At 68.4% G+C, this 20,950-nt stretch carries 34 protein-coding genes; 27 read left to right on the top strand and 7 right to left on the bottom strand.

The window, feature by feature from the left end; translation table 11 throughout:
* Nucleotides 1–128: 128 nt before the first annotated feature.
* A complete protein-coding gene (locus tag ACFWX1_RS42785) occupies nucleotides 129–617 on the top strand; it encodes a hypothetical protein (protein ID WP_378395619.1) in 489 nt (162 codons plus the stop codon).
* 482 nt (nucleotides 618–1,099) lie between these two features.
* Here ACFWX1_RS42785 and ACFWX1_RS42780 read toward each other — a convergent pair whose 3' ends face one another.
* From ACFWX1_RS42780 to ACFWX1_RS42750, 7 genes are read right to left on the bottom strand one after another with little or no spacing between them, the layout of a single operon-like run.
* Entirely contained in the window at nucleotides 1,100–1,609 is a 510-nt protein-coding gene (locus ACFWX1_RS42780) for a GNAT family N-acetyltransferase (protein ID WP_378395618.1), read from the bottom strand.
* Between the two features lie 32 nt (nucleotides 1,610–1,641).
* Nucleotides 1,642–2,262: a hypothetical protein gene (locus tag ACFWX1_RS42775; RefSeq protein ID WP_378395617.1), complete on the bottom strand. Its 621-nt coding sequence runs from the start codon at nucleotides 2,260–2,262 to the stop codon at nucleotides 1,642–1,644.
* 16 nt (nucleotides 2,263–2,278) lie between these two features.
* A complete protein-coding gene (locus ACFWX1_RS42770; RefSeq protein WP_378395616.1) occupies nucleotides 2,279–2,938 on the bottom strand; it encodes a hypothetical protein in 660 nt (219 codons plus the stop codon).
* Between the two features lie 13 nt (nucleotides 2,939–2,951).
* On the bottom strand, nucleotides 2,952–3,671 hold the full coding sequence (locus ACFWX1_RS42765) for a hypothetical protein (protein ID WP_378395615.1): 720 nt from the start codon (nucleotides 3,669–3,671) through the stop codon (nucleotides 2,952–2,954).
* Between the two features lie 2 nt (nucleotides 3,672–3,673).
* Complete coding sequence (locus tag ACFWX1_RS42760; RefSeq protein ID WP_378395614.1) at nucleotides 3,674–4,927, bottom strand: WXG100 family type VII secretion target; 1,254 nt, start codon at nucleotides 4,925–4,927, stop codon at nucleotides 3,674–3,676.
* Between the two features lie 10 nt (nucleotides 4,928–4,937).
* A complete protein-coding gene (locus tag ACFWX1_RS42755) occupies nucleotides 4,938–5,294 on the bottom strand; it encodes an ESX-1 secretion-associated protein (RefSeq protein ID WP_378395613.1) in 357 nt (118 codons plus the stop codon).
* Nucleotides 5,294–5,848 (bottom strand): YbaB/EbfC family nucleoid-associated protein, encoded by a 555-nt coding sequence (locus ACFWX1_RS42750; RefSeq protein WP_378395612.1) that lies wholly within the window; start codon nucleotides 5,846–5,848, stop codon nucleotides 5,294–5,296. The genes ACFWX1_RS42755 and ACFWX1_RS42750 overlap by 1 nt, the downstream gene beginning before the upstream one ends.
* Before the next feature lie 160 nt (nucleotides 5,849–6,008).
* Between ACFWX1_RS42750 and ACFWX1_RS42745 the strand changes: the two genes are divergently transcribed.
* From ACFWX1_RS42745 to rplO, 26 genes are all read left to right on the top strand, one after another.
* Nucleotides 6,009–6,164 (top strand): hypothetical protein, encoded by a 156-nt coding sequence (locus ACFWX1_RS42745; RefSeq protein WP_378323455.1) that lies wholly within the window; start codon nucleotides 6,009–6,011, stop codon nucleotides 6,162–6,164.
* A 332-nt stretch (nucleotides 6,165–6,496) separates the two neighbouring features.
* Nucleotides 6,497–6,871: a 30S ribosomal protein S12 gene (gene rpsL / locus ACFWX1_RS42740; RefSeq protein ID WP_003102113.1), complete on the top strand. Its 375-nt coding sequence runs from the start codon at nucleotides 6,497–6,499 to the stop codon at nucleotides 6,869–6,871.
* Complete coding sequence (gene rpsG / locus ACFWX1_RS42735) at nucleotides 6,871–7,341, top strand: 30S ribosomal protein S7 (RefSeq protein ID WP_378395611.1); 471 nt, start codon at nucleotides 6,871–6,873, stop codon at nucleotides 7,339–7,341. The genes rpsL and rpsG overlap by 1 nt, the downstream gene beginning before the upstream one ends.
* Before the next feature lie 63 nt (nucleotides 7,342–7,404).
* Complete coding sequence (gene fusA, locus ACFWX1_RS42730) at nucleotides 7,405–9,504, top strand: elongation factor G (RefSeq protein ID WP_378395610.1); 2,100 nt, start codon at nucleotides 7,405–7,407, stop codon at nucleotides 9,502–9,504.
* Between the two features lie 126 nt (nucleotides 9,505–9,630).
* The gene (tuf, locus tag ACFWX1_RS42725) at nucleotides 9,631–10,824 is read left to right on the top strand and encodes an elongation factor Tu (RefSeq protein WP_378323453.1); all 1,194 of its coding nucleotides are present in this window, start codon (nucleotides 9,631–9,633) and stop codon (nucleotides 10,822–10,824) included.
* A gap of 414 nt (nucleotides 10,825–11,238) precedes the next feature.
* Entirely contained in the window at nucleotides 11,239–11,544 is a 306-nt protein-coding gene (gene rpsJ, locus ACFWX1_RS42720; RefSeq protein WP_003102098.1) for a 30S ribosomal protein S10, read from the top strand.
* A gap of 31 nt (nucleotides 11,545–11,575) precedes the next feature.
* Complete coding sequence (gene rplC, locus ACFWX1_RS42715) at nucleotides 11,576–12,232, top strand: 50S ribosomal protein L3 (protein ID WP_378395608.1); 657 nt, start codon at nucleotides 11,576–11,578, stop codon at nucleotides 12,230–12,232.
* Complete coding sequence (gene rplD, locus ACFWX1_RS42710; RefSeq protein WP_378395607.1) at nucleotides 12,229–12,918, top strand: 50S ribosomal protein L4; 690 nt, start codon at nucleotides 12,229–12,231, stop codon at nucleotides 12,916–12,918. The genes rplC and rplD overlap by 4 nt, the downstream gene beginning before the upstream one ends.
* Nucleotides 12,915–13,226, top strand: coding sequence for a 50S ribosomal protein L23 (rplW, locus tag ACFWX1_RS42705; protein ID WP_345396642.1), 312 nt, complete (start codon nucleotides 12,915–12,917; stop codon nucleotides 13,224–13,226). The genes rplD and rplW overlap by 4 nt, the downstream gene beginning before the upstream one ends.
* Nucleotides 13,227–13,241: 15 nt before the next feature.
* Complete coding sequence (gene rplB / locus ACFWX1_RS42700; RefSeq protein WP_378323450.1) at nucleotides 13,242–14,075, top strand: 50S ribosomal protein L2; 834 nt, start codon at nucleotides 13,242–13,244, stop codon at nucleotides 14,073–14,075.
* A gap of 18 nt (nucleotides 14,076–14,093) precedes the next feature.
* Complete coding sequence (rpsS, locus tag ACFWX1_RS42695; RefSeq protein WP_378323449.1) at nucleotides 14,094–14,375, top strand: 30S ribosomal protein S19; 282 nt, start codon at nucleotides 14,094–14,096, stop codon at nucleotides 14,373–14,375.
* A gap of 31 nt (nucleotides 14,376–14,406) precedes the next feature.
* Complete coding sequence (gene rplV, locus ACFWX1_RS42690) at nucleotides 14,407–14,820, top strand: 50S ribosomal protein L22 (RefSeq protein WP_378323448.1); 414 nt, start codon at nucleotides 14,407–14,409, stop codon at nucleotides 14,818–14,820.
* Nucleotides 14,820–15,671 (top strand): 30S ribosomal protein S3, encoded by an 852-nt coding sequence (rpsC, locus tag ACFWX1_RS42685; protein WP_378395606.1) that lies wholly within the window; start codon nucleotides 14,820–14,822, stop codon nucleotides 15,669–15,671. The genes rplV and rpsC overlap by 1 nt, the downstream gene beginning before the upstream one ends.
* 3 nt (nucleotides 15,672–15,674) lie before the next feature.
* Nucleotides 15,675–16,094 (top strand): 50S ribosomal protein L16, encoded by a 420-nt coding sequence (gene rplP / locus ACFWX1_RS42680; RefSeq protein WP_005166782.1) that lies wholly within the window; start codon nucleotides 15,675–15,677, stop codon nucleotides 16,092–16,094.
* The gene (rpmC, locus tag ACFWX1_RS42675) at nucleotides 16,094–16,342 is read left to right on the top strand and encodes a 50S ribosomal protein L29 (protein ID WP_345396659.1); all 249 of its coding nucleotides are present in this window, start codon (nucleotides 16,094–16,096) and stop codon (nucleotides 16,340–16,342) included. Before rplP ends, rpmC begins: the two co-directional genes overlap by 1 nt.
* On the top strand, nucleotides 16,339–16,617 hold the full coding sequence (rpsQ, locus tag ACFWX1_RS42670; protein WP_378323447.1) for a 30S ribosomal protein S17: 279 nt from the start codon (nucleotides 16,339–16,341) through the stop codon (nucleotides 16,615–16,617). The genes rpmC and rpsQ overlap by 4 nt, the downstream gene beginning before the upstream one ends.
* A 74-nt stretch (nucleotides 16,618–16,691) precedes the next feature.
* The gene (gene rplN / locus ACFWX1_RS42665) at nucleotides 16,692–17,060 is read left to right on the top strand and encodes a 50S ribosomal protein L14 (protein ID WP_004558867.1); all 369 of its coding nucleotides are present in this window, start codon (nucleotides 16,692–16,694) and stop codon (nucleotides 17,058–17,060) included.
* Nucleotides 17,061–17,375, top strand: coding sequence for a 50S ribosomal protein L24 (gene rplX / locus ACFWX1_RS42660; RefSeq protein ID WP_378323446.1), 315 nt, complete (start codon nucleotides 17,061–17,063; stop codon nucleotides 17,373–17,375).
* Nucleotides 17,375–17,938, top strand: a complete 564-nt coding sequence (gene rplE, locus ACFWX1_RS42655; protein WP_378395605.1) for a 50S ribosomal protein L5 — start codon at nucleotides 17,375–17,377, stop codon at nucleotides 17,936–17,938. The genes rplX and rplE overlap by 1 nt, the downstream gene beginning before the upstream one ends.
* A gap of 4 nt (nucleotides 17,939–17,942) precedes the next feature.
* The gene (locus ACFWX1_RS42650; protein ID WP_345396672.1) at nucleotides 17,943–18,128 is read left to right on the top strand and encodes a type Z 30S ribosomal protein S14; all 186 of its coding nucleotides are present in this window, start codon (nucleotides 17,943–17,945) and stop codon (nucleotides 18,126–18,128) included.
* Between the two features lie 99 nt (nucleotides 18,129–18,227).
* The gene (rpsH, locus tag ACFWX1_RS42645) at nucleotides 18,228–18,626 is read left to right on the top strand and encodes a 30S ribosomal protein S8 (protein ID WP_378323444.1); all 399 of its coding nucleotides are present in this window, start codon (nucleotides 18,228–18,230) and stop codon (nucleotides 18,624–18,626) included.
* Between the two features lie 17 nt (nucleotides 18,627–18,643).
* Nucleotides 18,644–19,183: a 50S ribosomal protein L6 gene (rplF, locus tag ACFWX1_RS42640; RefSeq protein ID WP_378323443.1), complete on the top strand. Its 540-nt coding sequence runs from the start codon at nucleotides 18,644–18,646 to the stop codon at nucleotides 19,181–19,183.
* Between the two features lie 2 nt (nucleotides 19,184–19,185).
* Nucleotides 19,186–19,584: a 50S ribosomal protein L18 gene (gene rplR / locus ACFWX1_RS42635; protein ID WP_378323441.1), complete on the top strand. Its 399-nt coding sequence runs from the start codon at nucleotides 19,186–19,188 to the stop codon at nucleotides 19,582–19,584.
* A gap of 43 nt (nucleotides 19,585–19,627) precedes the next feature.
* A complete protein-coding gene (rpsE, locus tag ACFWX1_RS42630; protein ID WP_378323440.1) occupies nucleotides 19,628–20,272 on the top strand; it encodes a 30S ribosomal protein S5 in 645 nt (214 codons plus the stop codon).
* Between the two features lies 1 nt (nucleotide 20,273).
* Nucleotides 20,274–20,459: a 50S ribosomal protein L30 gene (rpmD, locus tag ACFWX1_RS42625; RefSeq protein WP_345396687.1), complete on the top strand. Its 186-nt coding sequence runs from the start codon at nucleotides 20,274–20,276 to the stop codon at nucleotides 20,457–20,459.
* A complete protein-coding gene (rplO, locus tag ACFWX1_RS42620; protein ID WP_378395604.1) occupies nucleotides 20,456–20,902 on the top strand; it encodes a 50S ribosomal protein L15 in 447 nt (148 codons plus the stop codon). The genes rpmD and rplO overlap by 4 nt, the downstream gene beginning before the upstream one ends.
* Nucleotides 20,903–20,950: the final 48 nt, after the last annotated feature.

Below are 20,950 nucleotides of genomic sequence, written 5' to 3'. Positions count from 1 at the left end.
GCCCCCGCCCCCAGAACCCGGCGCCGGCCCGCCGCCGCCCGGGGGGGCCCGCCACCCCGCGCCCCCCGGCCCTGGCCGGCGGGCGGCCGCGCGCCCCCCCCACGGCACGAGCCGTCGAGGAGATTCCGATGGTCGACAAGCAACTGTTCCTGCGCCTCGGCGTCGCCGCGGTCGTCGTCGCGGCGGGTGCGGCCGGGGTGATCCTGCTCGGCGGCGGTGAGGAGCCGCCACCCGCGGAGGCCGTCGCCGTGGTCGGCGAACCGTCGCCGTCCGCGCCGGTGTCGTCGAGTGCCCCGGCACCCCAGCCGGTCACCCGGACGGTCACGCCGCAGGCCGTGCCGGACGACTGGCCGATCACCTACGAGCTGGCGGGCAGCGGGACCGCGACCGTCGTCTACGACGAGAACGGGCTGGGGCTCGTGCATCAGGAACTCGCCGTGCCGCTGCCGTGGCGGAAGGAACTGACCTGGAAGCACACCGGCGCGCCGCCGACCGTCCAGCTGATGGGCCAGGCCGACGGCCCCGTCGAGTGCCGGATCGCGGTCCGCGGCACGGTCGTGACCTCGCAGGAGTCCGCCCCCGGCGAGGTCGCCACCTGCGCCGGCCGCCTCGGCTGAGCCCCGCGCCGACCGCGTTTAGCCCGCTAACTGCACGTCAGGCCCCTCGTCGACCATCCCGACGCCGACCAGTCGCGCCGCGACCGAGGGGGGGGGGGGAAGACAACGCAGGCGCAGCGAGGCCCGCCGGGGGCACCCCCCCCCCACCCCGCCCCGACCCGCCCCGCCACCCCCCCCCCCCCGCCCCCCCGCCGCCCCCGGCGCGTTGAGGGGTAAACCCGGCGCGCGCGCCGGTCCGGCGACGAGAGGCGCGCCACCAGGGCACTGCGCCCAGGACGGTCCGGGACGGCAGGGCTCAGCGGTACACGGAGCGACGAGGCGCCGAGAGACGCGGACACGGCTGGGCTCCGCGGTGCGCGAAGGCGGCGGGCGCTGAGGGACGCGGACGCGGCGGGCGGCGACCGCGTTTAGCCCGCTAAACGCAGCGCGCGCCAGGGAGTGGCCCGGCGCAGGTCAGCGGCGGGGCGACTGCGTTTAGCCCGCTAACTGCGCGTCGGGGCCCTGGTGGGGAGGGGTTTTGCGAACCAGTGCTCGGCGTACTTGTCCGCGTTGAACGGGGCGACCTCGGCGTAGCCGCAGCGGGCGTAGAGCGCGCGGGCCTCGACGAGGTCGTCACGGGTGTCCAGCCGGATCAGCGTCGCGCCCAGGCCCCGGGCGACGTCTTCGGCGGCGGCGACCAGCCGCACGCCGCCGCCCTGCCCCCGGCCGGACGCGCGGACGTACACCCGCTTCAACTCCGCGACTGACGGCTCCACCAGCCGGACGCCGATGCAGCCCTGCACGGAGCCGTCCTCGTGCCGGGCAAGCAGCAGCGCACCGGCGGGCGGCGCGAGGTCGTCGGTGGGGTCTTCGGCCAGCGCGATGTCGACCTCCGCGGTCGTCGCGGGCCGCCCGTAGTACCGGGACGCGATGTCGGTCATGTACTCCCGCAGCACCGCGACGGCATCCGGATGATCGACGGCCGAGGGGGCGATGGTCCAGCGTTCACTCACCCGGCCATCCTGACCCGCCCGTCCAGCGGTTTTCAGCGCCGGTACTGCCACGTGTAGCCCGGCAACGTCCGCACGAAGCCGACGAGGAACCCGGCCAAGGCGGGTACGTCGTCCAGCGAAAGCGCTCGCGGCCCCGAAACCAGCGCGACGGAGTTGAGCAGCCCGAACTGCGCCGGCGTCCGCGGATCCGCGAGCAGCCGCTCCAGCACCGGCGGAGTGAGCACGCCCCGCGCGAAGTCCGGATGCTCGCAGTACACCGTGAACCGCGCGTCGAACGCCGGATGCCCGATCGGCACCGTCCCGGCCGACTGGAACGCCGTCGGCTGCCCCTTGATCGACGTCAGCATGCTCTTCAACGTCGTGTCGAAACTCAGCGCGGGCACCGGGGGAGTCCAGACCTGCACCATGTACCCGATCCCGGCGGCCTCCTCCGCGGTCCGGTACTCGAACGCCAGCACCGCGTGCTCACCCAGTCGCAGCTCGACGGCGTACTCATACGGCGCCGCCTGAGGCGTCAGATGCGCGAATGTCGTCCGTTGCCGCGCGTTGGGGAAGTAGCCGAACGTCGGCGCGCGGCCGTCGCCCGCGACGTACAACGCGGCGTTGTGCTTCGCGGCCCACTCCCGTGGTGTGCTCGCCCGCCGACGCGCCATGGACGAATCGTAGGCGTCAGCGGGCGATCCCGTGGGCCACGGCGAGGAGCCGGTCGGCGACCTGGGTGACCGACGCGACCGACATCGGCCCGGTGATCCGGCTCGACGCGACCCCGTCGCCGACGTCGATCCCCGGCGACAGCGGCGGCACAGCACCCGCGTACCAGTGCAGGAACGCCGGCGTGAGCACGGTGTCGGCGAAGCGCGGATCGGCGGTGTAGACGGCGATCAGCGGCCGCAGCGCGGGATCCGGCACCGGCCACTCGGTCAGTTCGCGACTCACCGAGGCGGGAATGTAGGTGCGGAGCATCATCCGGTGCATCGGCGCATCGGGCCGGTCGACGGGCCCGATCTTGTACAGGCACAGCCGCGGTGTCATCGGCGCGCCGACCCGCACCTTGTGCCAGACCGTCGTGTCGCCGCCGACGGTGTCCACGCCCTGGAACGCCACCACCGGCACGCCCTGGCGGCCGAACTCGAGCGCGAACGTGTACCGCTCGTCCGGCCGGACACCGAAACCGGGGCGCGTGCCGCTGCCGGAATCGTGCCACCGCCCGCCCTGCGACGCCGCGAACGCGCGCAGGTCGTCGCGGCCCTTCTTACGGCTCGCGAGGGCCACGACCAGTCCGATGAGGACGATCACGACGATGCCGAGCATGAGCCACAGCGCGATCACGGTTCGTCTCCACTCAGGCGGCCCGCCACAGCCGGGCGGGCAGGTGGTCGGCAAGGCCGAGGAGGAAGTCCGCCTCGGCGATCAGCGTGGGCCTGCTCAGGTGACCGGCGCCCCAGGTGCGCAACGAGCCGCCTTCGACCGCGAATGGCCGCTCACCCAAAGAGCGAAGCAGCCACGCGCGCAGATCCGCGTCGAGGACTTCGTCCGCTACGGCCACATCACTCGTGTACACGACGTACGCCGCGTCGAAGGCCTTGTCCATGGTCTTGAACCGCGTCGACCGGTCGCGGATCTCCGAAGGGACTGCCGGAGCCTTCCCGACGCACAACAGCGGCGACGGCGGCACCGAGACCTGGACATAGTGCTGATCCCGGCTCTCGATGTGATCCGACAGCGCGCGATAGAGCTCGCGGCCGTCGGCGCCGATCACCGCGTGATCGCGGTGCCGGAACTCGACCCAGGGATGCCCGCTCGACTCGCCGAGCGGCCGCCCGCCCGGATGCCGCACGCCGAACGAGGGCACCGCGGTGTCCCCGCTCTGTCCACTGTGGAAAGTCCCGTCGTGCTCGGCGGCGAAGGCACGGAACCAGTGCTCCACGGCGGCCTTGCGGGCTCCCCGGTTGCGGCCGAGCATGATCACGACGAGCACCGCCAGCACCGCGGCGATCGACGCCCCGGCCAGGACGTTGTTCAGCACGGGGCTCTCGAACACCCCGGCGAGATCGGCCGTCATGGTCAGAAGTCCAGATCCTTCTTGGTCTCTTCGTCCGGCTGCTCGGTACCGGTCTCACCGTAGTCACTCGCCTTCTTAGCGTTCTTCACGTGACTGTTCAGCTTGCCGAGGTGGTCGTTGACCGTCTTCGCCGGATTCTCCCCGGGATTGGTCGGGTCGTAGCCCAGTACGCCCTTGAACGCCGCCTCGCGGCCCTTCTTCAGTGTTTCCTTCGCGCCGTTCTTCAGCAGCGACGGCGTGTAGCGGATGGCGCCGTCCTCGTTCAGGACGGGGTTGTCCCATGCCTTCTCGAAGCGCTTGCCGAGCATGCCCTTCTCGCCGAAGAGCTTCTCCATGGCGCCCTGGCCCTTGGTCAGCTCCTTGGCCTCCTTGAGCTTGCCCGCGGTCTTGCCCTCCATCAGCGCCTTGCCGAACCGCGTTTCCTTCAGCTTCGCCATAAGCTTCTTGAGCCACTCCAGGACGTCCTGGAGGATCTTGCGCAGCTTGCTCACCTTCTGCGTCGTCTTCGCCGACGTGGTGGCCAGCTTGACCTCCGACGCGGTGCCCGCCGCCGCGGTCGACGCGCCCGCGGTCGGGACAGCGGCGGCGATCGCCGGGACCCAGATCATGATCAGCCAGGTGATCAGCTCGGTCAGGATGGCCTTGATCAGCTCTTCGACGAACGTCATCAGCATGCTGCTGAGCTGCAGCATCTGCGCGAGGTCGCCGGATTTGGCCGCCACCCCGTCCACCCCGTGCGCGAACTCGCCGAGCGACGTCTTCGCCGCCGTCGCGGCGTCGCCCTGCCACTGCGCGAGCGACGACTCGGCGACCTCGGCGAAGTTCTTCGCCAGATCCTGGAGACCCTTCGCGATCGCGCCGAAGTTCTCCGCGGCGATCCCCAGCGCCGGGCCGTCGCCGCTGACGAAGTGGATCGCGTCCTGGATCGGCTGCACCGCGCTGATCAGGAAGTTCAGCCCCTGGCCGATCAGCCAGCCCAGCGGGTCGGTCGCGATGTCCACGATCGCCTGCGAACTCGACTGGATGAAGCCGGTCGTGTCGGTGGCGATCGTGGTCAGCCCGAGTGTGATGTCCGCGCCGTCGGGATGCGGGGCGCCGAAGGCCTTGAACACCGCGCCGGCGTCCTTGCCCACCGTGACGGCCTGCCCGAGGAACGGGGTGGCCTTGACCGCGTTGTCGACGTTGATGCCCGCGACCGTGTTCGGATCGTCGGACTTGATCGAGATCTTCCCCGCGACGTCCTCGACTTCCGCCATGACGTCCCCCTCAGTGCTTCTCGCCGCGCGGGCCGTCCAGCAGCGCCTCGATCTGCCCGAACACCGCCTTGTGGTCGTCTTCGGTGCCCTGGTACACGTTCGCCGCGTCGGTGAACTTCGCCTGCGCGGACGCGAGGCCTTCGCTCATCGAGCGCAGCAGGTCCTGCAGCTCATGGAGGGTCTCGGTGTAGCCGTGCTTGGTGAACAGCCCGACCACGCCCCACGACTTGTCGCCGACGTCGGCGTTGCCGACCATGTCGGTGATCTTCCCGGCCTGGTCCTTGTAGTTCCCCAGCGAGCCGACGTACTCGCGCAGCGCGTCGACCTGGACCTGGTACCCCGTGCCGGGGGTGACTCCGTCGGGCATCAGTGGTCCTCCTCGTCGAACAGCTTGCGCAGGAAGGTGTCGCCCTCGGAACCACCACTGGGCGGGGCGGCGGGCGGCGGTTCCTCCGCGCGCCGCACGAACGACTGCTCGGAGAAGTCGTCCGGCGGGGCGGGCGCCGCCGTGGTCTCCGCCGCCATCCGGGACCGCATTTCCTCGACGCTCGTGCCGAACAGCTCGGCCTGGCTCTCGAGCACCTGATCGGTGAGGCCGAGGTCGTCGCCCATGTGTTCTTCGACGATGCTCGCCTGCCGCCGGGCCGACTCGGCCACGGCCTCGCGCAGCGTCGACATCAGCGCGGCGGACAGCGCCTGCGGCGACTGCCGGAGCGCCTCTTCGGTGAACCGGACGTCGAGCACCGCGCCGCCGGGCCCCGCGACCACGGTCACCCCCCGGTCGGGGGAGATCGCGGTGGCTTCCAGCGCGCCCAGCTCGGCCCGCATCCCCTCGATACCGGCCAGCCGGTCGTCCACGTTCCTGATCTTCGACTGGAACCGTTCGAACTCGGCGACCAGCTGGTCGAACTCGGCCGACATGCCGTTCCCCTCCCGTGCTGCTCCGCGTGACGTAAGTCATGGTGACCCGTTCGCCGCCTTGGACGTGCCGAATGCGGGAATGGATCCCCCTGCGTCACCCGTTCGGGGAATGGGTAGGTTCCCCGGCGGCAAGGGGAATCGCGAGCAGGAGGACAGCGTTATGGAAACAGCGGGGTGGACCGCCGAGACGGAACCCGCCGAGGAGCGCAGGGGGCGGCACGCGGCGCCCGAGGGCGCGGGCGTGCACCCGCTGGTCGACCTTTCCCGGGATCCGCACCCGGGCAGGCCGGACCACGCGAAGCCGGACGAGGACTGAAGCACGGCGCACGGTGTGGAACAACGCCACACCGAGGTGCACAACGGGTAGGATGACGCTTCCTGCCCGTTCAGACCCCCCGCCTCGGCCACCCGAGAAGCGGCCGGGTATCTTTGGAGACCGTGCCCGGCAGGCGTCGGGCCGCTCCGCGTGCCGTTCGGCATGATCGGTGCGCTCGTCGCATCCGGTCGTCGGCTCAGCCAACGCGGGGTCCGACGGAAAATCCCTTCGGGAAGTTACCGGTCGACAGACCGTGACGCGGGCCGACACGCCCGACCGCGGGGGCCGGTGAAGACACGAAGTAAGCAAGATCGCGACAGAAAGCTGGTCCATTGCCCACGATCCAGCAGCTGGTCCGCAAGGGCCGCCAGGACAAGGCTGCCAAGCAGAAGACCGCGGCCCTCAAGGGGAGCCCGCAGCGGCGTGGCGTGTGCACTCGCGTGTACACCACGACCCCCAAGAAGCCGAACTCGGCGCTGCGCAAGGTCGCGCGTGTGAAGCTGACCAGCGGCATCGAGGTCACCGCCTACATCCCCGGTGAGGGCCACAACCTGCAGGAGCACTCGATGGTGCTCGTGCGCGGTGGTCGTGTGAAGGACCTCCCCGGCGTTCGCTACAAGATCATCCGCGGTTCGCTCGACACCCAGGGTGTGAAGAACCGTAAGCAGGCGCGCAGCCGGTACGGCGCGAAGAAGGAGAAGAGCTAATGCCTCGCAAGGGTCCGGCGCCGAAGCGGCCGCTGATCTCCGACCCCGTCTACGCCTCGCCGCTGGTCACCCAGCTGGTGAACAAGGTGCTGAAGGACGGCAAGCGGTCCCTCGCCGAGCGCATCGTCTACGGCGCGCTGGAAGGCGCGCGCGAGAAGACCGGCACCGACCCGGTCGTCACGCTGAAGCGCGCGCTCGACAACGTGAAGCCCACCATCGAGGTGAAGAGCCGCCGCGTCGGTGGCGCCACCTACCAGGTGCCGATCGAGGTCAAGCCCGGCCGCTCCACCACCCTCGCGCTGCGCTGGCTGGTGTCCTTCTCGCAGCAGCGCCGTGAGAAGACCATGATCGAGCGCCTGCAGAACGAACTCCTCGACGCCTCCAACGGCCTCGGTGCCAGCGTGAAGCGCCGTGAGGACACGCACAAGATGGCCGAGTCCAACCGGGCCTTCGCGCACTACCGCTGGTGATGACCGCCCGGCAATCGATGGAAGCCTTGCCGGGCCCCACGCTTGAGACAGGGGAACATTCTCGTGGCACGTGACGTGCTGACCGACCTGAACAAGGTCCGCAACATCGGCATCATGGCCCACATCGACGCCGGTAAGACGACCACCACCGAGCGGATCCTGTTCTACACCGGGATCAACTACAAGATCGGCGAAGTCCACGACGGCGCCGCCACCATGGACTGGATGGAGGAGGAGCAGAAGCGGGGTATCACCATCACCTCGGCTGCCACCACCACCTACTGGGCCGACCACCAGATCAACCTGATCGACACCCCCGGGCACGTCGACTTCACCGTCGAGGTGGAGCGCAACCTGCGAGTGCTCGACGGCGCGGTCGCCGTCTTCGACGGCAAGGAAGGCGTCGAGCCGCAGTCCGAGCAGGTCTGGCGTCAGGCGGACAAGTACGAGGTTCCGCGCATCTGCTTCGTCAACAAGATGGACAAGCTGGGTGCGGACTTCTACTACACCCTGAAGACCATCGAGGAGCGCCTCGGCGTCCGGCCGCTGGCCATCCAGCTGCCGATCGGCGCGGAGAACGACTTCGAGGGCGTCATCGACCTGGTCCGGATGAAGGCCCTGGTCTGGCGCGGCGAGGTCCAGAAGGGTGAGGACTACGCGGTCGAGGACATCCCGGCCGAGCTCGCCGACAAGGCCGCCGAGTACCGCGAGAAGCTGGTCGAGACCGTCGCCGAGACCGACGACGCGCTGATGGAGAAGTTCCTCGAGGGCGAGGAGCTGACCGAGGCCGAGATCAAGTCCGGCATCCGCAAGCTGGTGATCACCCGCGAGGCGTTCCCGGTGCTGGCCGGTTCCGCGTTCAAGAACAAGGGCGTGCAGCCCATGCTCGACGCGGTCATCGACTACCTCCCGTCGCCGCTGGACGTCCCGGCCGTCGAGGGCCTGCTGCCCGACGGCGAGACCGTGGCCACCCGCAAGGCGGCCGTGGACGAGCCGTTCGCGGCGCTGGCGTTCAAGATCGCCGCGCACCCGTTCTTCGGCAAGCTGACCTACATCCGGGTCTACTCGGGCAAGGTCGCCTCCGGCGCCCAGGTCGTCAACGCGACCAAGGAGCGCAAGGAGCGCATCGGGAAGATCTTCCAGATGCACTCCAACAAGGAGAACCCGGTCGACGACGCCCAGGTCGGTCACATCTACGCGGTCATCGGCCTGAAGGACACCACCACCGGTGACACCCTGGCCGACCCGCAGAACCCGATCGTCCTCGAGTCGATGACGTTCCCCGAGCCGGTCATCCGGGTCGCGATCGAGCCGAAGACCAAGGCGGACCAGGAGAAGCTCTCCCTGGCGATCCAGAAGCTGGCCGAAGAGGACCCCACGTTCCAGGTGAAGCTGGACGAGGAGACCGGCCAGACGATCATCGCGGGCATGGGCGAGCTGCACCTCGAGGTGCTGGTCAACCGGATGAAGTCCGACTACAAGGTCGAGGCGAACATCGGTAAGCCGCAGGTGGCCTACCGCGAGACCATCAAGAGGACCGTGGACAAGCTCGACTATGTCCACAAGAAGCAGACCGGTGGTTCCGGCCAGTTCGCGAAGGTGATCGTGAAGCTGGAGCCGCTCGAGCGCACCGACGGTGCACTCTACGAGTTCGACAACAAGGTCACCGGTGGCCGCGTGCCGCGGGAGTACATCCCGTCGGTGGACGCCGGTGCGCAGGACGCCATGCAGTACGGCGTGCTCGCGGGCTACCCGCTCGTCGGGTTGAAGTTCACCTTGCTGGACGGTGCGTACCACGAGGTCGACTCTTCGGAGATGGCGTTCAAGATCGCCGGTTCCATGGCGATGAAGGAAGCCGCGAAGAAGGCCGGCCCGGTGATTCTGGAGCCGATGATGGCGGTCGAGGTCACCACGCCCGAGGACTACATGGGTGACGTCATCGGTGACCTCAACTCCCGCCGTGGTCAGATCCAGGCCATGGAGGAGCGGTCGGGTACCCGTGTCGTGAAGGCACTGGTTCCGCTGTCGGAGATGTTCGGTTACGTCGGCGACCTCCGGTCGCGGACCCAGGGCCGGGCGAACTACTCCATGGTGTTCGACTCCTACGCCGAGGTTCCCGCGAACGTCGCGAAGGAAATCATCGCGAAGGCGACGGGGGAGTAGTCCCTCATCGCCCGCGGGCATAAGGAACACTCCTGAACGTCCGCAGCACCGACGAGAAACAATCACCGGCCGGCAGCCACGCCGGCCGGTGAGCACAAAGCGAAATCAGTCCAGGAGGACATTCCAGTGGCGAAGGCGAAGTTCGAGCGGAGCAAGCCGCACGTCAACATCGGGACCATTGGTCACGTCGACCACGGTAAGACCACTCTGACCGCGGCGATCACCAAGGTTCTGCACGACAAGTACCCCGAGCTGAACGAGTCGCGTGCGTTCGACCAGATCGACAACGCGCCCGAAGAGAAGCAGCGCGGCATCACGATCAACATCTCGCACGTCGAGTACCAGACCGAGAAGCGTCACTACGCGCACGTCGACGCCCCCGGTCACGCGGACTACATCAAGAACATGATCACCGGTGCCGCCCAGATGGACGGCGCGATCCTGGTGGTCGCCGCGACCGACGGCCCGATGCCGCAGACCCGCGAGCACGTGCTGCTCGCCCGCCAGGTCGGCGTGCCCTACATCGTGGTCGCGCTGAACAAGGCCGACATGGTCGACGACGAGGAGATCCTCGAGCTCGTCGAGCTGGAGGTCCGTGAGCTGCTGTCCTCGCAGGAGTTCCCCGGCGACGACGCGCCGGTCGTGCGCGTTTCGGGCCTGAAGGCTCTCGAGGGCGACGAGAAGTGGGCCGAGGCCGTTCTCGAGCTCATGACCGCTGTCGACGACAACGTGCCGGACCCGGTGCGTGAGCTCGACAAGCCGTTCCTGATGCCGATCGAGGACGTCTTCACCATCACCGGCCGCGGCACCGTCGTGACCGGTCGTGTGGAGCGCGGCCAGGTCAACGTCAACGAAGAGGTCGAGATCGTGGGTATCCGCGAGAAGTCGACCAAGACCACCGTCACCGGTGTCGAGATGTTCCGCAAGCTGCTCGACTCGGGCCAGGCGGGCGACAACGTCGGCCTCCTGCTCCGTGGTATCAAGCGCGAGGACGTCGAGCGCGGCCAGGTCGTCGTGAAGCCGGGCACCACCACCCCGCACACCGAGTTCGAGGGCCGGGTCTACATCCTGTCCAAGGACGAGGGCGGCCGGCACACGCCGTTCTTCAACAACTACCGCCCGCAGTTCTACTTCCGTACCACGGACGTGACCGGCGTCGTGACCCTCCCCGAGGGCACCGAGATGGTCATGCCGGGTGACAACACGGACATCTCGGTCCAGCTGATCCAGCCGGTCGCGATGGACGAGGGCCTGCGGTTCGCCATCCGTGAGGGTGGCCGTACCGTCGGCGCCGGCCAGGTCACCAAGATCAACAAGTGATTTCACGCCCCGCCCGGGGGTTAATACACCCCCGGGTCCGGGGCGTCAAATCACGTGTGCGACACTATTCAGGTTGCTCGTCCGAGGGCGGCCGAATCCCACTGTTGGTTCGACTAGCAGGGGTTCCGGCCGCCCTGGTGCGAGTGGCCACGGTCCGTGGAGCTCTTCCTTCGGGTGAGGGTAGCGGGCAAGGGACGCCGAAGGTGTGTGAACGCCTTCGAGCGGCCCCCTCACGTTGAGGAAGACCAGGCAAGACGACGATCCCACGGGATCCGTCTGTGCGGCGGGCACGACACGCCCGACCGCGTGGACCGGGGACAGGGCCGTTGAACTGCGAAAACCCGGCTCGGGTGGGAACACCAGGGCCAGGTTTGTGAGATAGCGGCACGAGACGACAAGGAACGAGCAGCCACCATGGCGGGACAGAAGATCCGCATCCGGCTCAAGGCCTACGACCACGAGGCGATCGACACCTCGGCGCGCAAGATCGTGGAGACGGTCACGCGCACCGGCGCCCGTGTTGTCGGGCCGGTGCCGCTGCCCACCGAGAAGAACGTTTACTGCGTCATCCGCTCGCCGCACAAGTACAAGGACTCGCGCGAGCACTTCGAGATGCGCACGCACAAGCGTCTGATCGACATCCTCGACCCGACGCCGAAGACGGTTGACGCGCTCATGCGCATCGACCTGCCGGCGAGCGTCGACGTCAACATCCAGTAAGCGTTGGGCGAGCGGCGGAGATAAGAGACTCATGTCTGACAGGCAAATGAAGGGCATCCTGGGCACCAAGCTCGGCATGACCCAGGTCTTCGACGAGCAGAACCGGGTCGTCCCGGTGACCGTCGTCAAGGCCGGGCCGAACGTGGTGACCCAGGTTCGTACCCAGGACAAGGACGGCTACGCGGCCGTGCAGCTGGCGTTCGGCGCCGTCGACCCGCGCCGGGTCAACAAGCCGCGCACCGGCCACTTCGACAAGGCGGGTGTGACCCCGCGCCGGTTCCTCGCCGAGCTGCGGACCACCGACGCCGGCACCTACGAGGTGGGCCAGGAGATCACCGCCGAGGTGTTCGCCGCGGGCACCGAGGTCGACGTGACCGGCACCAGCAAGGGCAAGGGCTACGCCGGTGTCATGAAGCGTCACGGCTTCAAGGGCCAGGGCGCCAGCCACGGTAACCAGGCCAAGCACCGCGCGCCGGGTTCCATCGGCGGCTGCGCCACGCCTGGCCGCGTTTTCAAGGGCCTGCGCATGGCGGGCCGGATGGGCAACGACCGGGTCACCACGCAGAACCTGACCGTGCACGCCGTGCGTGCCGAGGACGGCCTGCTGCTGATCAAGGGCGCGGTGCCCGGTCCCAAGGGCGGCCTGCTGTTCGTGCGCAGCGCCGCGAAGGGTGGTAACCCCGAATGACGAACGTCGAGCTGAAGACCCCGGCCGGTAAAGCCGACGGCACCGTCGAGCTCCCCGCGGAGATCTTCGACGTGCAGGCCAACGTGCCGCTGATGCACCAGGTCGTGGTGGCCCAGTTGGCCGCCGCGCGCCAGGGCACGCACGACACGAAGACCCGTGGTGAGGTCTCCGGTGGCGGCAAGAAGCCGTACCGGCAGAAGGGCACCGGCCGTGCCCGCCAGGGTTCGACCCGCGCCCCGCAGTTCACCGGCGGTGGCACGGTGCACGGCCCCACGCCGCGCGACTACACCCAGCGCACCCCGAAGAAGATGAAGGCCGCCGCCCTGCGTGGCGCCCTCTCCGACCGGGCCCGCGCCGGCCAGCTGCACGTGGTCACCGAGCTGGTCACCGGCGAGAAGCCGTCGACCAAGGCCGCCAAGACCGCCATCGCCGCGGTGACGCAGGCGAAGCGCGTGCTCGTGGTGCTGCACCGGGACGACGAGCTCAGCTGGGTTTCGCTGCGGAACCTGGAGCAGGTCCACCTGATCTGGGCCGACCAGCTCAACACCTACGACGTGCTGGTCAACGACGACGTCGTGTTCACCAAGGCCGCGTACGACGCGTTCGTCGCAGGCCCCGTCCGTGGCAAGGCCGTCAAGGCCTCCGCGCGGTCGGGCGAGGTCACGGAAGGGAGTGACGAGAAGTGAGTTCGGTCGCCATTCCGGACCCCCGCGACATCCTGCTCGCGCCGGTGATCTCCGAGAAGTCCTACGGGCTGCTCGAGGAGCACAAGTACACGTTCATCGTCCGCCCGGACGCCAACAAGACCCAGATCAAGATCGCGGTCGAGAAGGTGTTCGGCGTCAAGGTGGTCAGCGTCAACACGGCCAACCGCCAGGGCAAGCGGAAGCGGACTCGCGCCGGCTTCGGCAAGCGCAAGGACACCAAGCGCGCCATCGTGACTCTTTCGCCCGAGAGCAAGGCGATCGAGATCTTCGGCGGACCCACCGCGTAAAGGACTGAGCTGACAATGGGCATCCGCAAGTACAAGCCGACGACCCCGGGTCGTCGCGGTTCGAGCGTCTCCGATTTCGCCGAGATCACCCGGACGACGCCGGAGAAGTCGCTGCTGCGTCCGCTGAGCAAGAGCGGTGGCCGCAACTCCTCGGGCAAGATCACCACCCGGCACAAGGGCGGCGGGCACAAGCGTGCCTACCGCGTGATCGACTTCCGCAGGCACGACAAGGACGGCGTCCCCGCCAAGGTCGCGCACATCGAGTACGACCCCAACCGGTCCGCTCGCATCGCGCTGCTGCACTACGCCGACGGCGAGAAGCGCTACATCATCGCGCCGGAGAAGCTGAAGCAGGGCGACACCGTCGAGAACGGCCCCCGCGCCGACATCAAGCCGGGCAACAACCTGCCGCTGCGCAACATCCCGGTCGGCACCGTGATCCACGCGATCGAGCTCCGCCCCGGTGGCGGCGCGAAGATGGCGCGGTCCGCCGGCGCGCGCGTGCAGCTCGTCGCCAAGGACGGCCCCTACGCCCAGCTGCGGCTTCCCTCGGGCGAGATCCGCAACGTCGACGTGCGCAACCGCGCGACCGTCGGCGAGGTGGGCAACTCCGAGCACGCCAACATCAACTGGGGCAAGGCGGGCCGCAACCGCTGGCGCGGCAAGCGCCCGACCGTCCGTGGTGTCGTCATGAACCCGGTCGACCACCCGCACGGTGGTGGTGAGGGCAAGACCTCCGGTGGTCGCCACCCGGTCAACCCGAACGGTAAGCCCGAGGGCCGTACGCGCAGGCGCAAGCCGAGCGACGCCCTCATCGTCCGCCGCCGGCGTACCGGCAAGAAGCGCTGAGCAGGGAGGTAGAAGAACATGCCACGCAGCCTTAAGAAAGGCCCCTTCGTGGACGACCACCTGCTCAAGAAGGTGGACGCGCTCAACGAGTCGGGCAAGAAGACCGTGATCAAGACCTGGTCGCGCCGCTCCACGATCATCCCGGACTTCCTGGGACACACGTTCGCGGTGCACGACGGCCGCAAGCACGTCCCGGTGTTCGTCACCGAGGCGATGGTGGGTCACAAGCTGGGCGAGTTCGCCCCGACGCGGACCTTCAAGGGCCACATCAAGGACGACCGCAAGTCGCGCCGCCGCTGAGCGGGCACGAAGACAGATAAGGGAAGTAGCGATGAACGCCCAGAACGACGCGACCGTCGAGGCTGAACTGCCTACGGCGTACGCGCGGGCTCGCTTCGTCCGGGACTCACCGACCAAGGTGCGCCGGGTGATCGAGCTCATCAAGGGTCGTAGCGTCAGCGAGGCCCTGGCCGTGCTCCGGTTCGCGCCGCAGGCGGCCAGCACCCCGCTCGCCAAGGTGATCGCCAGCGCGGCGGCCAACGCCGAGAACAACCTCGACCTCGACCCGGAGACCCTCTGGATCAAGTCCGCGACCGCCGACGAGGGCCCGACCCTCAAGCGCATCCGGCCGCGGGCCCAGGGGCGTGCCTACCGGATCCGTAAGCGGACCAGCCACATCACCGTCGTGGTGGAGTCCCGTCCGGCGGAGAAGGCGAAGAGCAAGAAGAAGGCAGGTGGCCGGTAGTGGGCCAGAAGATCAACCCGCACGGTTTCCGCCTGGGTATCACCACGGACTGGAAGTCGCGCTGGTACGCCGACAAGCAGTACGCCGAGTACGTGGCCGAGGACGTCAAGATCCGCCGGCTGCTCTCGACGGGCATGGAGCGCGCGGGCATCTCCAAGGTCGAGATCGAGCGCACCCGTGACCGTGTCCGCGTCGACATCCACACCGCCCGGCCGGGCATCGTCATCGGCCGCCGCGGCGCGGAGGCCGACCGGATCCGCGGTGCGCTGGAGAAGCTGACCAAGAAGCAGGTCCAGCTGAACATCCTCGAGGTCAAGAACCCCGAGGCCGACGCCCAGCTCGTCGCGCAGGGTGTCGCGGAGCAGCTGTCCAACCGCGTGGCGTTCCGCCGCGCGATGCGGAAGGCGATCCAGACCTCGATGCGCTCGCCGCAGGTCAAGGGCATCCGCGTGCAGTGCGGTGGCCGTCTCGGCGGTGCCGAGATGTCCCGTTCCGAGCACTACCGCGACGGCCGGGTCCCGCTGCACACGCTGCGCGCCGACATCGACTACGGCTTCTTCGAGGCCAAGACGACCTTCGGCCGCATCGGCGTCAAGGTGTGGATCTACAAGGGTGAGCTCGTGGGCGGGCTGAAGGCCAAGGAGGCGCGTGACGCCGCCGCGGCCGCCGAGCGTGCCCCGCGCCGCGACCGCGGTGACCGTCCGTCCCGCCCGCGCCGCTCCGGCGCCTCGGGCACGACGGCCACCTCGACCGAAGCCGGCCGCGCGGCCGCTGCCGCGAAGACCGACGCGGGCGCCGCTCCCGCCGCCGAGGCGGCGCCGGCGGAGACCGCAGAAAAGACGGAGGGCTGAGACGTGCTCATCCCGCGCAGGGTCAAGCACCGGAAGCAGCACTCCCCGAAGCGCCACGGCGCCGCGAAGGGCGGCACGAAGGTCAACTTCGGCGAGTACGGCATCCAGGCGCTTGAGCACAGCTACGTGACGAACCGGCAGATCGAGTCCGCTCGTATCGCCATGACCCGTCACATCAAGCGTGGCGGCAAGGTGTGGACGACCATCTACCCGGACCGCCCGCTGACCAAGAAGCCTGCCGAGACCCGGATGGGTTCCGGTAAGGGTTCGCCCGAGTGGTGGATCGCCAACGTGAAGCCCGGCCGTGTCATGTTCGAGATCAGCTTCCCGAACGAGGAGACGGCGCGCGAGGCGCTTCGCCGCGCGATCCACAAGCTGCCCATGAAGTGCCGCATCGTGACCCGTGAAGGTGGTGAGTTCTGATGGCGAAGGCCGGAGCCGCTGAGGCATCAGAGCTTCGTGAGCTCACCGCGGAAGAGCTCGTCCTGCGTCTGAAGGAATACAAGGAGGAGCTGTTCAACCTCCGCTTCCAGATGGCGACCGGGCAGCTCGACAACAACCGCCGGTTGCGTTCGGTCCGGGGTGGCATCGCCCGGATCTACACGGTCATGCGCGAGCGTGAACTCGGCCTGTCCGTTGCCCCCGACGCCGAGAGTGAAGGTGCCGCATGAGCGAGCCCACCACCGAGAAGGCGCCCCGTAACGACCGCAAGGTCCGTGAGGGCTACGTCGTCTCGGACAAGATGAACAAGACGATCGTGGTCGAGCTCGAGGACCGCAAGAAGCACCCCCGTTACTCGAAGGTTCTCCGCAGCACCACCAAGGTGAAGGTGCACGACGAGAACAACGAGGCGGGTGTCGGCGACCGGGTCACCCTGATGGAGACCCGCCCGCTGTCGGCGACGAAGCGCTGGCGCCTGGTGCAGATCGTGGAGAAGGCCAAGTAAGCAGGGCTCTTTCGAGTCCTTAGTTCCGCAAGGCTGGGCAGCCCCCAGAACCAGCGCGACATACAGGAGTTGACGTGATCCAGCAGGAGTCGCGGCTTCGGGTAGCCGATAACACGGGTGCGAAGGAAATCCTCTGCATCCGGGTTCTCGGTGGCTCCGGGCGGCGCTACGCCGGCATCGGCGACATCATCGTCGCCACCGTGAAGGACGCCATCCCGGCCGCCGGGGTGAAGAAGGGCGACGTCGTCAAGGCCGTCATCGTCCGCACGGTCAAGGAGCGTCGTCGTCCGGACGGCTCCTACATCCGGTTCGACGAGAACGCCGCCGTGCTCATCAAGAACGACAACGAGCCCCGGGGCACCCGCATCTTCGGCCCGGTGGGCCGCGAGCTGCGCGACCGAAAGTTCATGAAGATCATTTCGCTCGCGCCGGAGGTGTTGTAAGTGAAGGTGAAGAAGGGCGACACGGTTGTCGTCATCTCCGGCAAGGACAAGGGCGCCAAGGGCAAGGTCATCCAGGCCTACCCCGAGCGTCAGCGGGTGCTGGTCGAGGGCGTGAACCGGATCAAGAAGCACACGCGGATCACCCAGACCCAGCGCGGCGCGCAGTCCGGTGGCATCGTCACCCAGGAGGCGCCCATCCACGTGTCGAACGTGATGGTCGTCGACTCCGACGGCAAGCCGGCCCGGGTGGGTTACCGCATCGGCGAGGACGGCAAGAAGGTCCGGATCTCGCGCCGGAACGGTAAGGACATCTGATGACCACCGCAGAGAAGATCGAGCCGCGTCTGAAGACGCGGTACCGCGACGAGATCAAGGGACAGCTCCAGCAGGAGTTCTCCATCCCGAACGTGCACCTGATTCCCGGCGTCGTGAAGGTCGTCGTGAACATGGGTGTCGGCGACGCGGCCCGCGACAGCAAGCTGATCGAGGGCGCCATCCGCGACCTTTCCGCGATCACCGGTCAGAAGCCGGAGGTCCGCAAGGCCCGCAAGTCCATCGCGCAGTTCAAGCTGCGTGAGGGCCAGCCGATCGGCGCGCGCGTCACGCTGCGCGGCGACCGGATGTGGGAGTTCCTCGACCGGCTGCTGAACATCGCGTTGCCGCGTATCCGCGACTTCCGCGGTCTTTCGGCCAAGCAGTTCGACGGCAACGGCAACTACACCTTCGGTCTCAACGAGCAGTCGATGTTCCACGAGATCGACCCCGACGCGATCGACCGTCCCCGCGGGATGGACGTCACCGTCGTCACCACCGCCACCACCGACGACGAGGGCCGGGCGCTGCTGCGCAAGCTCGGCTTCCCGTTCAAGGAGAACTGAGCCGATGGCCAAGAAAGCACTGGTCCACAAGGCCGCGAAGAAGCCCAAGTTCGCGGTGCGCGCCTACACCCGCTGCCAGCGGTGCGGTCGGCCGCACTCGGTGTTCCGGAAGTTCGGGCTCTGCCGGATCTGCCTTCGCGAGATGGCACACGCGGGCGAACTGCCCGGCATCCGCAAGTCCAGCTGGTAAGAGCTCGAAACAAATTCCACTTCGCCACAGGCCCCGCTCCCGGTGTCCATTTCGGACACCGGCGGCGGGGAACCAGGCGAGAAAGGTTGACAGGTCACCATGACGATGACCGACCCCATCGCAGACTTCTTGACTCGTCTGCGTAACGCGAACGCGGCCTACCACGACGAGGTCGTGCTCCCGCACTCGAAGCTGAAGGCGAACATCGCCGAGATCCTCAAGCGTGAGGGTTACATCGCGGGTTACCGCGACGAGCCGGGCGAGAAGCACAAGAACCTCGTCGTCGAGCTCAAGTACGGCCCCAACCGTGAGCGCAGCATCGCCGGTCTCCGGCGCGTGTCCAAGCCGGGTCTGCGGGTCTACGCAAAATCGACCGAACTGCCGTCCGTTCTCGGTGGCCTCGGCGTCGCGATCATCTCGACGTCCGGTGGTCTGCAGACGGACCGGCAGGCCAAGCGCAACAGCGTGGGCGGCGAAGTCCTCGCCTACGTCTGGTAAGGAAGGGGGTACTAGGCATGTCACGTATCGGAAAGCTGCCGGTCGCCGTCCCTTCCGGGGTCGAGGTGACCATCGAGGGTCAGCACATCAAGGTCAAGGGGCCCAAGGGCACCCTGGAGCACACCGTCATCGAGCCGATCACCGTCGAGCGCGGTGAGGACGGCACGCTGCAGGTGAAGCGTCCGAACGACGAGCGCACGAGCCGGGCCCTGCACGGTCTCACCCGCACGCTGGTGAACAACCTCGTGGTGGGCGTGACCCAGGGCTACGAGAAGAAGCTCGAGATCCACGGCGTCGGTTACCGCGTGCAGGCCAAGGGCTCGGACCTCGAGTTCGCCCTCGGCTTCTCGCACCCGGTCAAGATCGAGGCCCCGGAAGGCATCACCTTCAAGGTGGAGAGCCCCACCCGGTTCTCGGTCTCCGGCATCGACAAGCAGAAGGTCGGCCAGACGGCTGCGGTCATCCGCAAGCTGCGGCGCCCGGACCCGTACAAGGGCAAGGGCCTGCGGTACGAGGGTGAGAAGATCCGCCGCAAGGTCGGAAAGACGGGTAAGTGATCATGAGCGACACGACTACGAAGCGCAAGCCGGTGGGCAAGGACATCTCGACCCGCCGCCGCGTTGCGAAGGCCCGCCGTCACTTCCGGCTCCGCAAGAAGGTCTCCGGCACGACCGCGCGTCCGCGCCTGGTCGTCAAGCGGTCCTCGCGGCACATCGCCGTCCAGGTGATCGACGACCTCGCCGGCCACACGCTGGCCGCGGCCTCGAGCATCGAGGCCGACGTCCGCGCGGTCGACGGCGACAAGAAGGCCAAGGCCGCCAAGGTCGGCCAGCTGGTCGCCGCGCGTGCCAAGGACGCCGGGATCTCGGCCGTGGTGTTCGACCGTGGCGGCAACGCCTACCACGGCCGCATCGCCGCGCTCGCCGACGCCGCTCGCGAAGCGGGGTTGGAGTTCTGATGGCGGCGCAGGAGTACCTCGTGAAGAATGGAAGGAAAGCCTGATGCCGGGACGTACACGGCAATTCGGCGGCGGCCAGGGCGGACCCGGCGGGCAGGGCGGCAACGACCGCGGTGACCGTCGCGACCGCCGGGACCGGCGCGACAGCGGCCGTGGCGGGGCGGCCCAGGACAAGACCCCGCACCTCGAGAAGGTCGTGACGATCAACCGCGTCGCCAAGGTCGTCAAGGGTGGTCGTCGCTTCAGCTTCACCGCACTGGTGGTCGTCGGTGACGGCGACGGTCAGGTCGGCGTCGGCTACGGCAAGGCCAAGGAAGTTCCCGCGGCCATCGCCAAGGGCGTCGAAGAGGCGAAGAAGAACTTCTTCAAGGTCCCGCGCGTCGCCGGCACCATCCCGCACCCGGTGCAGGGTGAGGAAGCCGCCGGTGTCGTGCTGCTCCGCCCGGCGTCGGCCGGTACCGGTGTCATCGCCGGTGGCCCGGTGCGCGCGGTGCTGGAGTGCGCGGGTGTCCACGACGTGCTGTCGAAGTCGCTCGGCTCCGACAACGCGATCAACATCGTGCACGCGACCGTGGCGGCCCTCAAGGGCCTGCAGCGTCCCGAAGAGGTGGCGGCCCGCCGTGGCCTGCCGCTCGAGGACGTCGCCCCGGCCCGGATGCTGCGTCAGCGTGCGGGTCAGGGGGTCTGAGATGGCTCAGGTCAAGGTCACCCAGGTCAAGAGCAAGATCGGCACGAAGCACGCTCACCGCGAGTCGCTGCGCACCCTCGGGCTGCGCAAGATCCGCCAGAGCGTCGTGCGTGAAGACACTCCCGAGGTGCGCGGCCTCATCCACACCGTCCGCCACCTGGTGGAGGTCGAGGAGGTCAAGGCATGACGGCCATCAAGATCCACCACCTGCGTCCGGCCCCGGGCGCGAAGACCGACAAGATCCGCGTCGGCCGTGGTGAAGGCTCGAAGGGCAAGACGGCGGGCCGCGGCACCAAGGGCACCAAGGCCCGGAAGAACGTGCCCGCCGGGTTCGAGGGTGGGCAGATGCCCATCCACATGCGGCTGCCGAAGCTGCGTGGCTTCAAGAACCGGTTCCGCACCGAGTACCAGCCGGTGAACGTGGGCGACATCGCCCGCGTCTTCCCGGACGGTGGCACGGTCGGCACCGACGAACTGGTGGCCAACGGTCTCGTCCGCAAGGGCAAGCTCGTGAAGGTCCTCGGCAACGGCGACGTCAACGGCGTCAAGCTGGACGTCACCGCGGACGCCTTCTCGGCTTCCGCCAAGGAGAAGCTCGCCGCGGCCGGTGGCTCCGCCACCACCGTCTGAGCCCCTTCTCCACCCGCTCCACCCCGAAGGGCCCGCCCGACCACCCGG

The sequence above is a fragment of the Amycolatopsis sp. NPDC059021 genome (assembly GCF_042739895.1).
Lineage (GTDB): Bacteria > Actinomycetota > Actinomycetes > Mycobacteriales > Pseudonocardiaceae > Amycolatopsis.
This window is presented reverse-complemented; position numbering and strand designations above follow the sequence as displayed.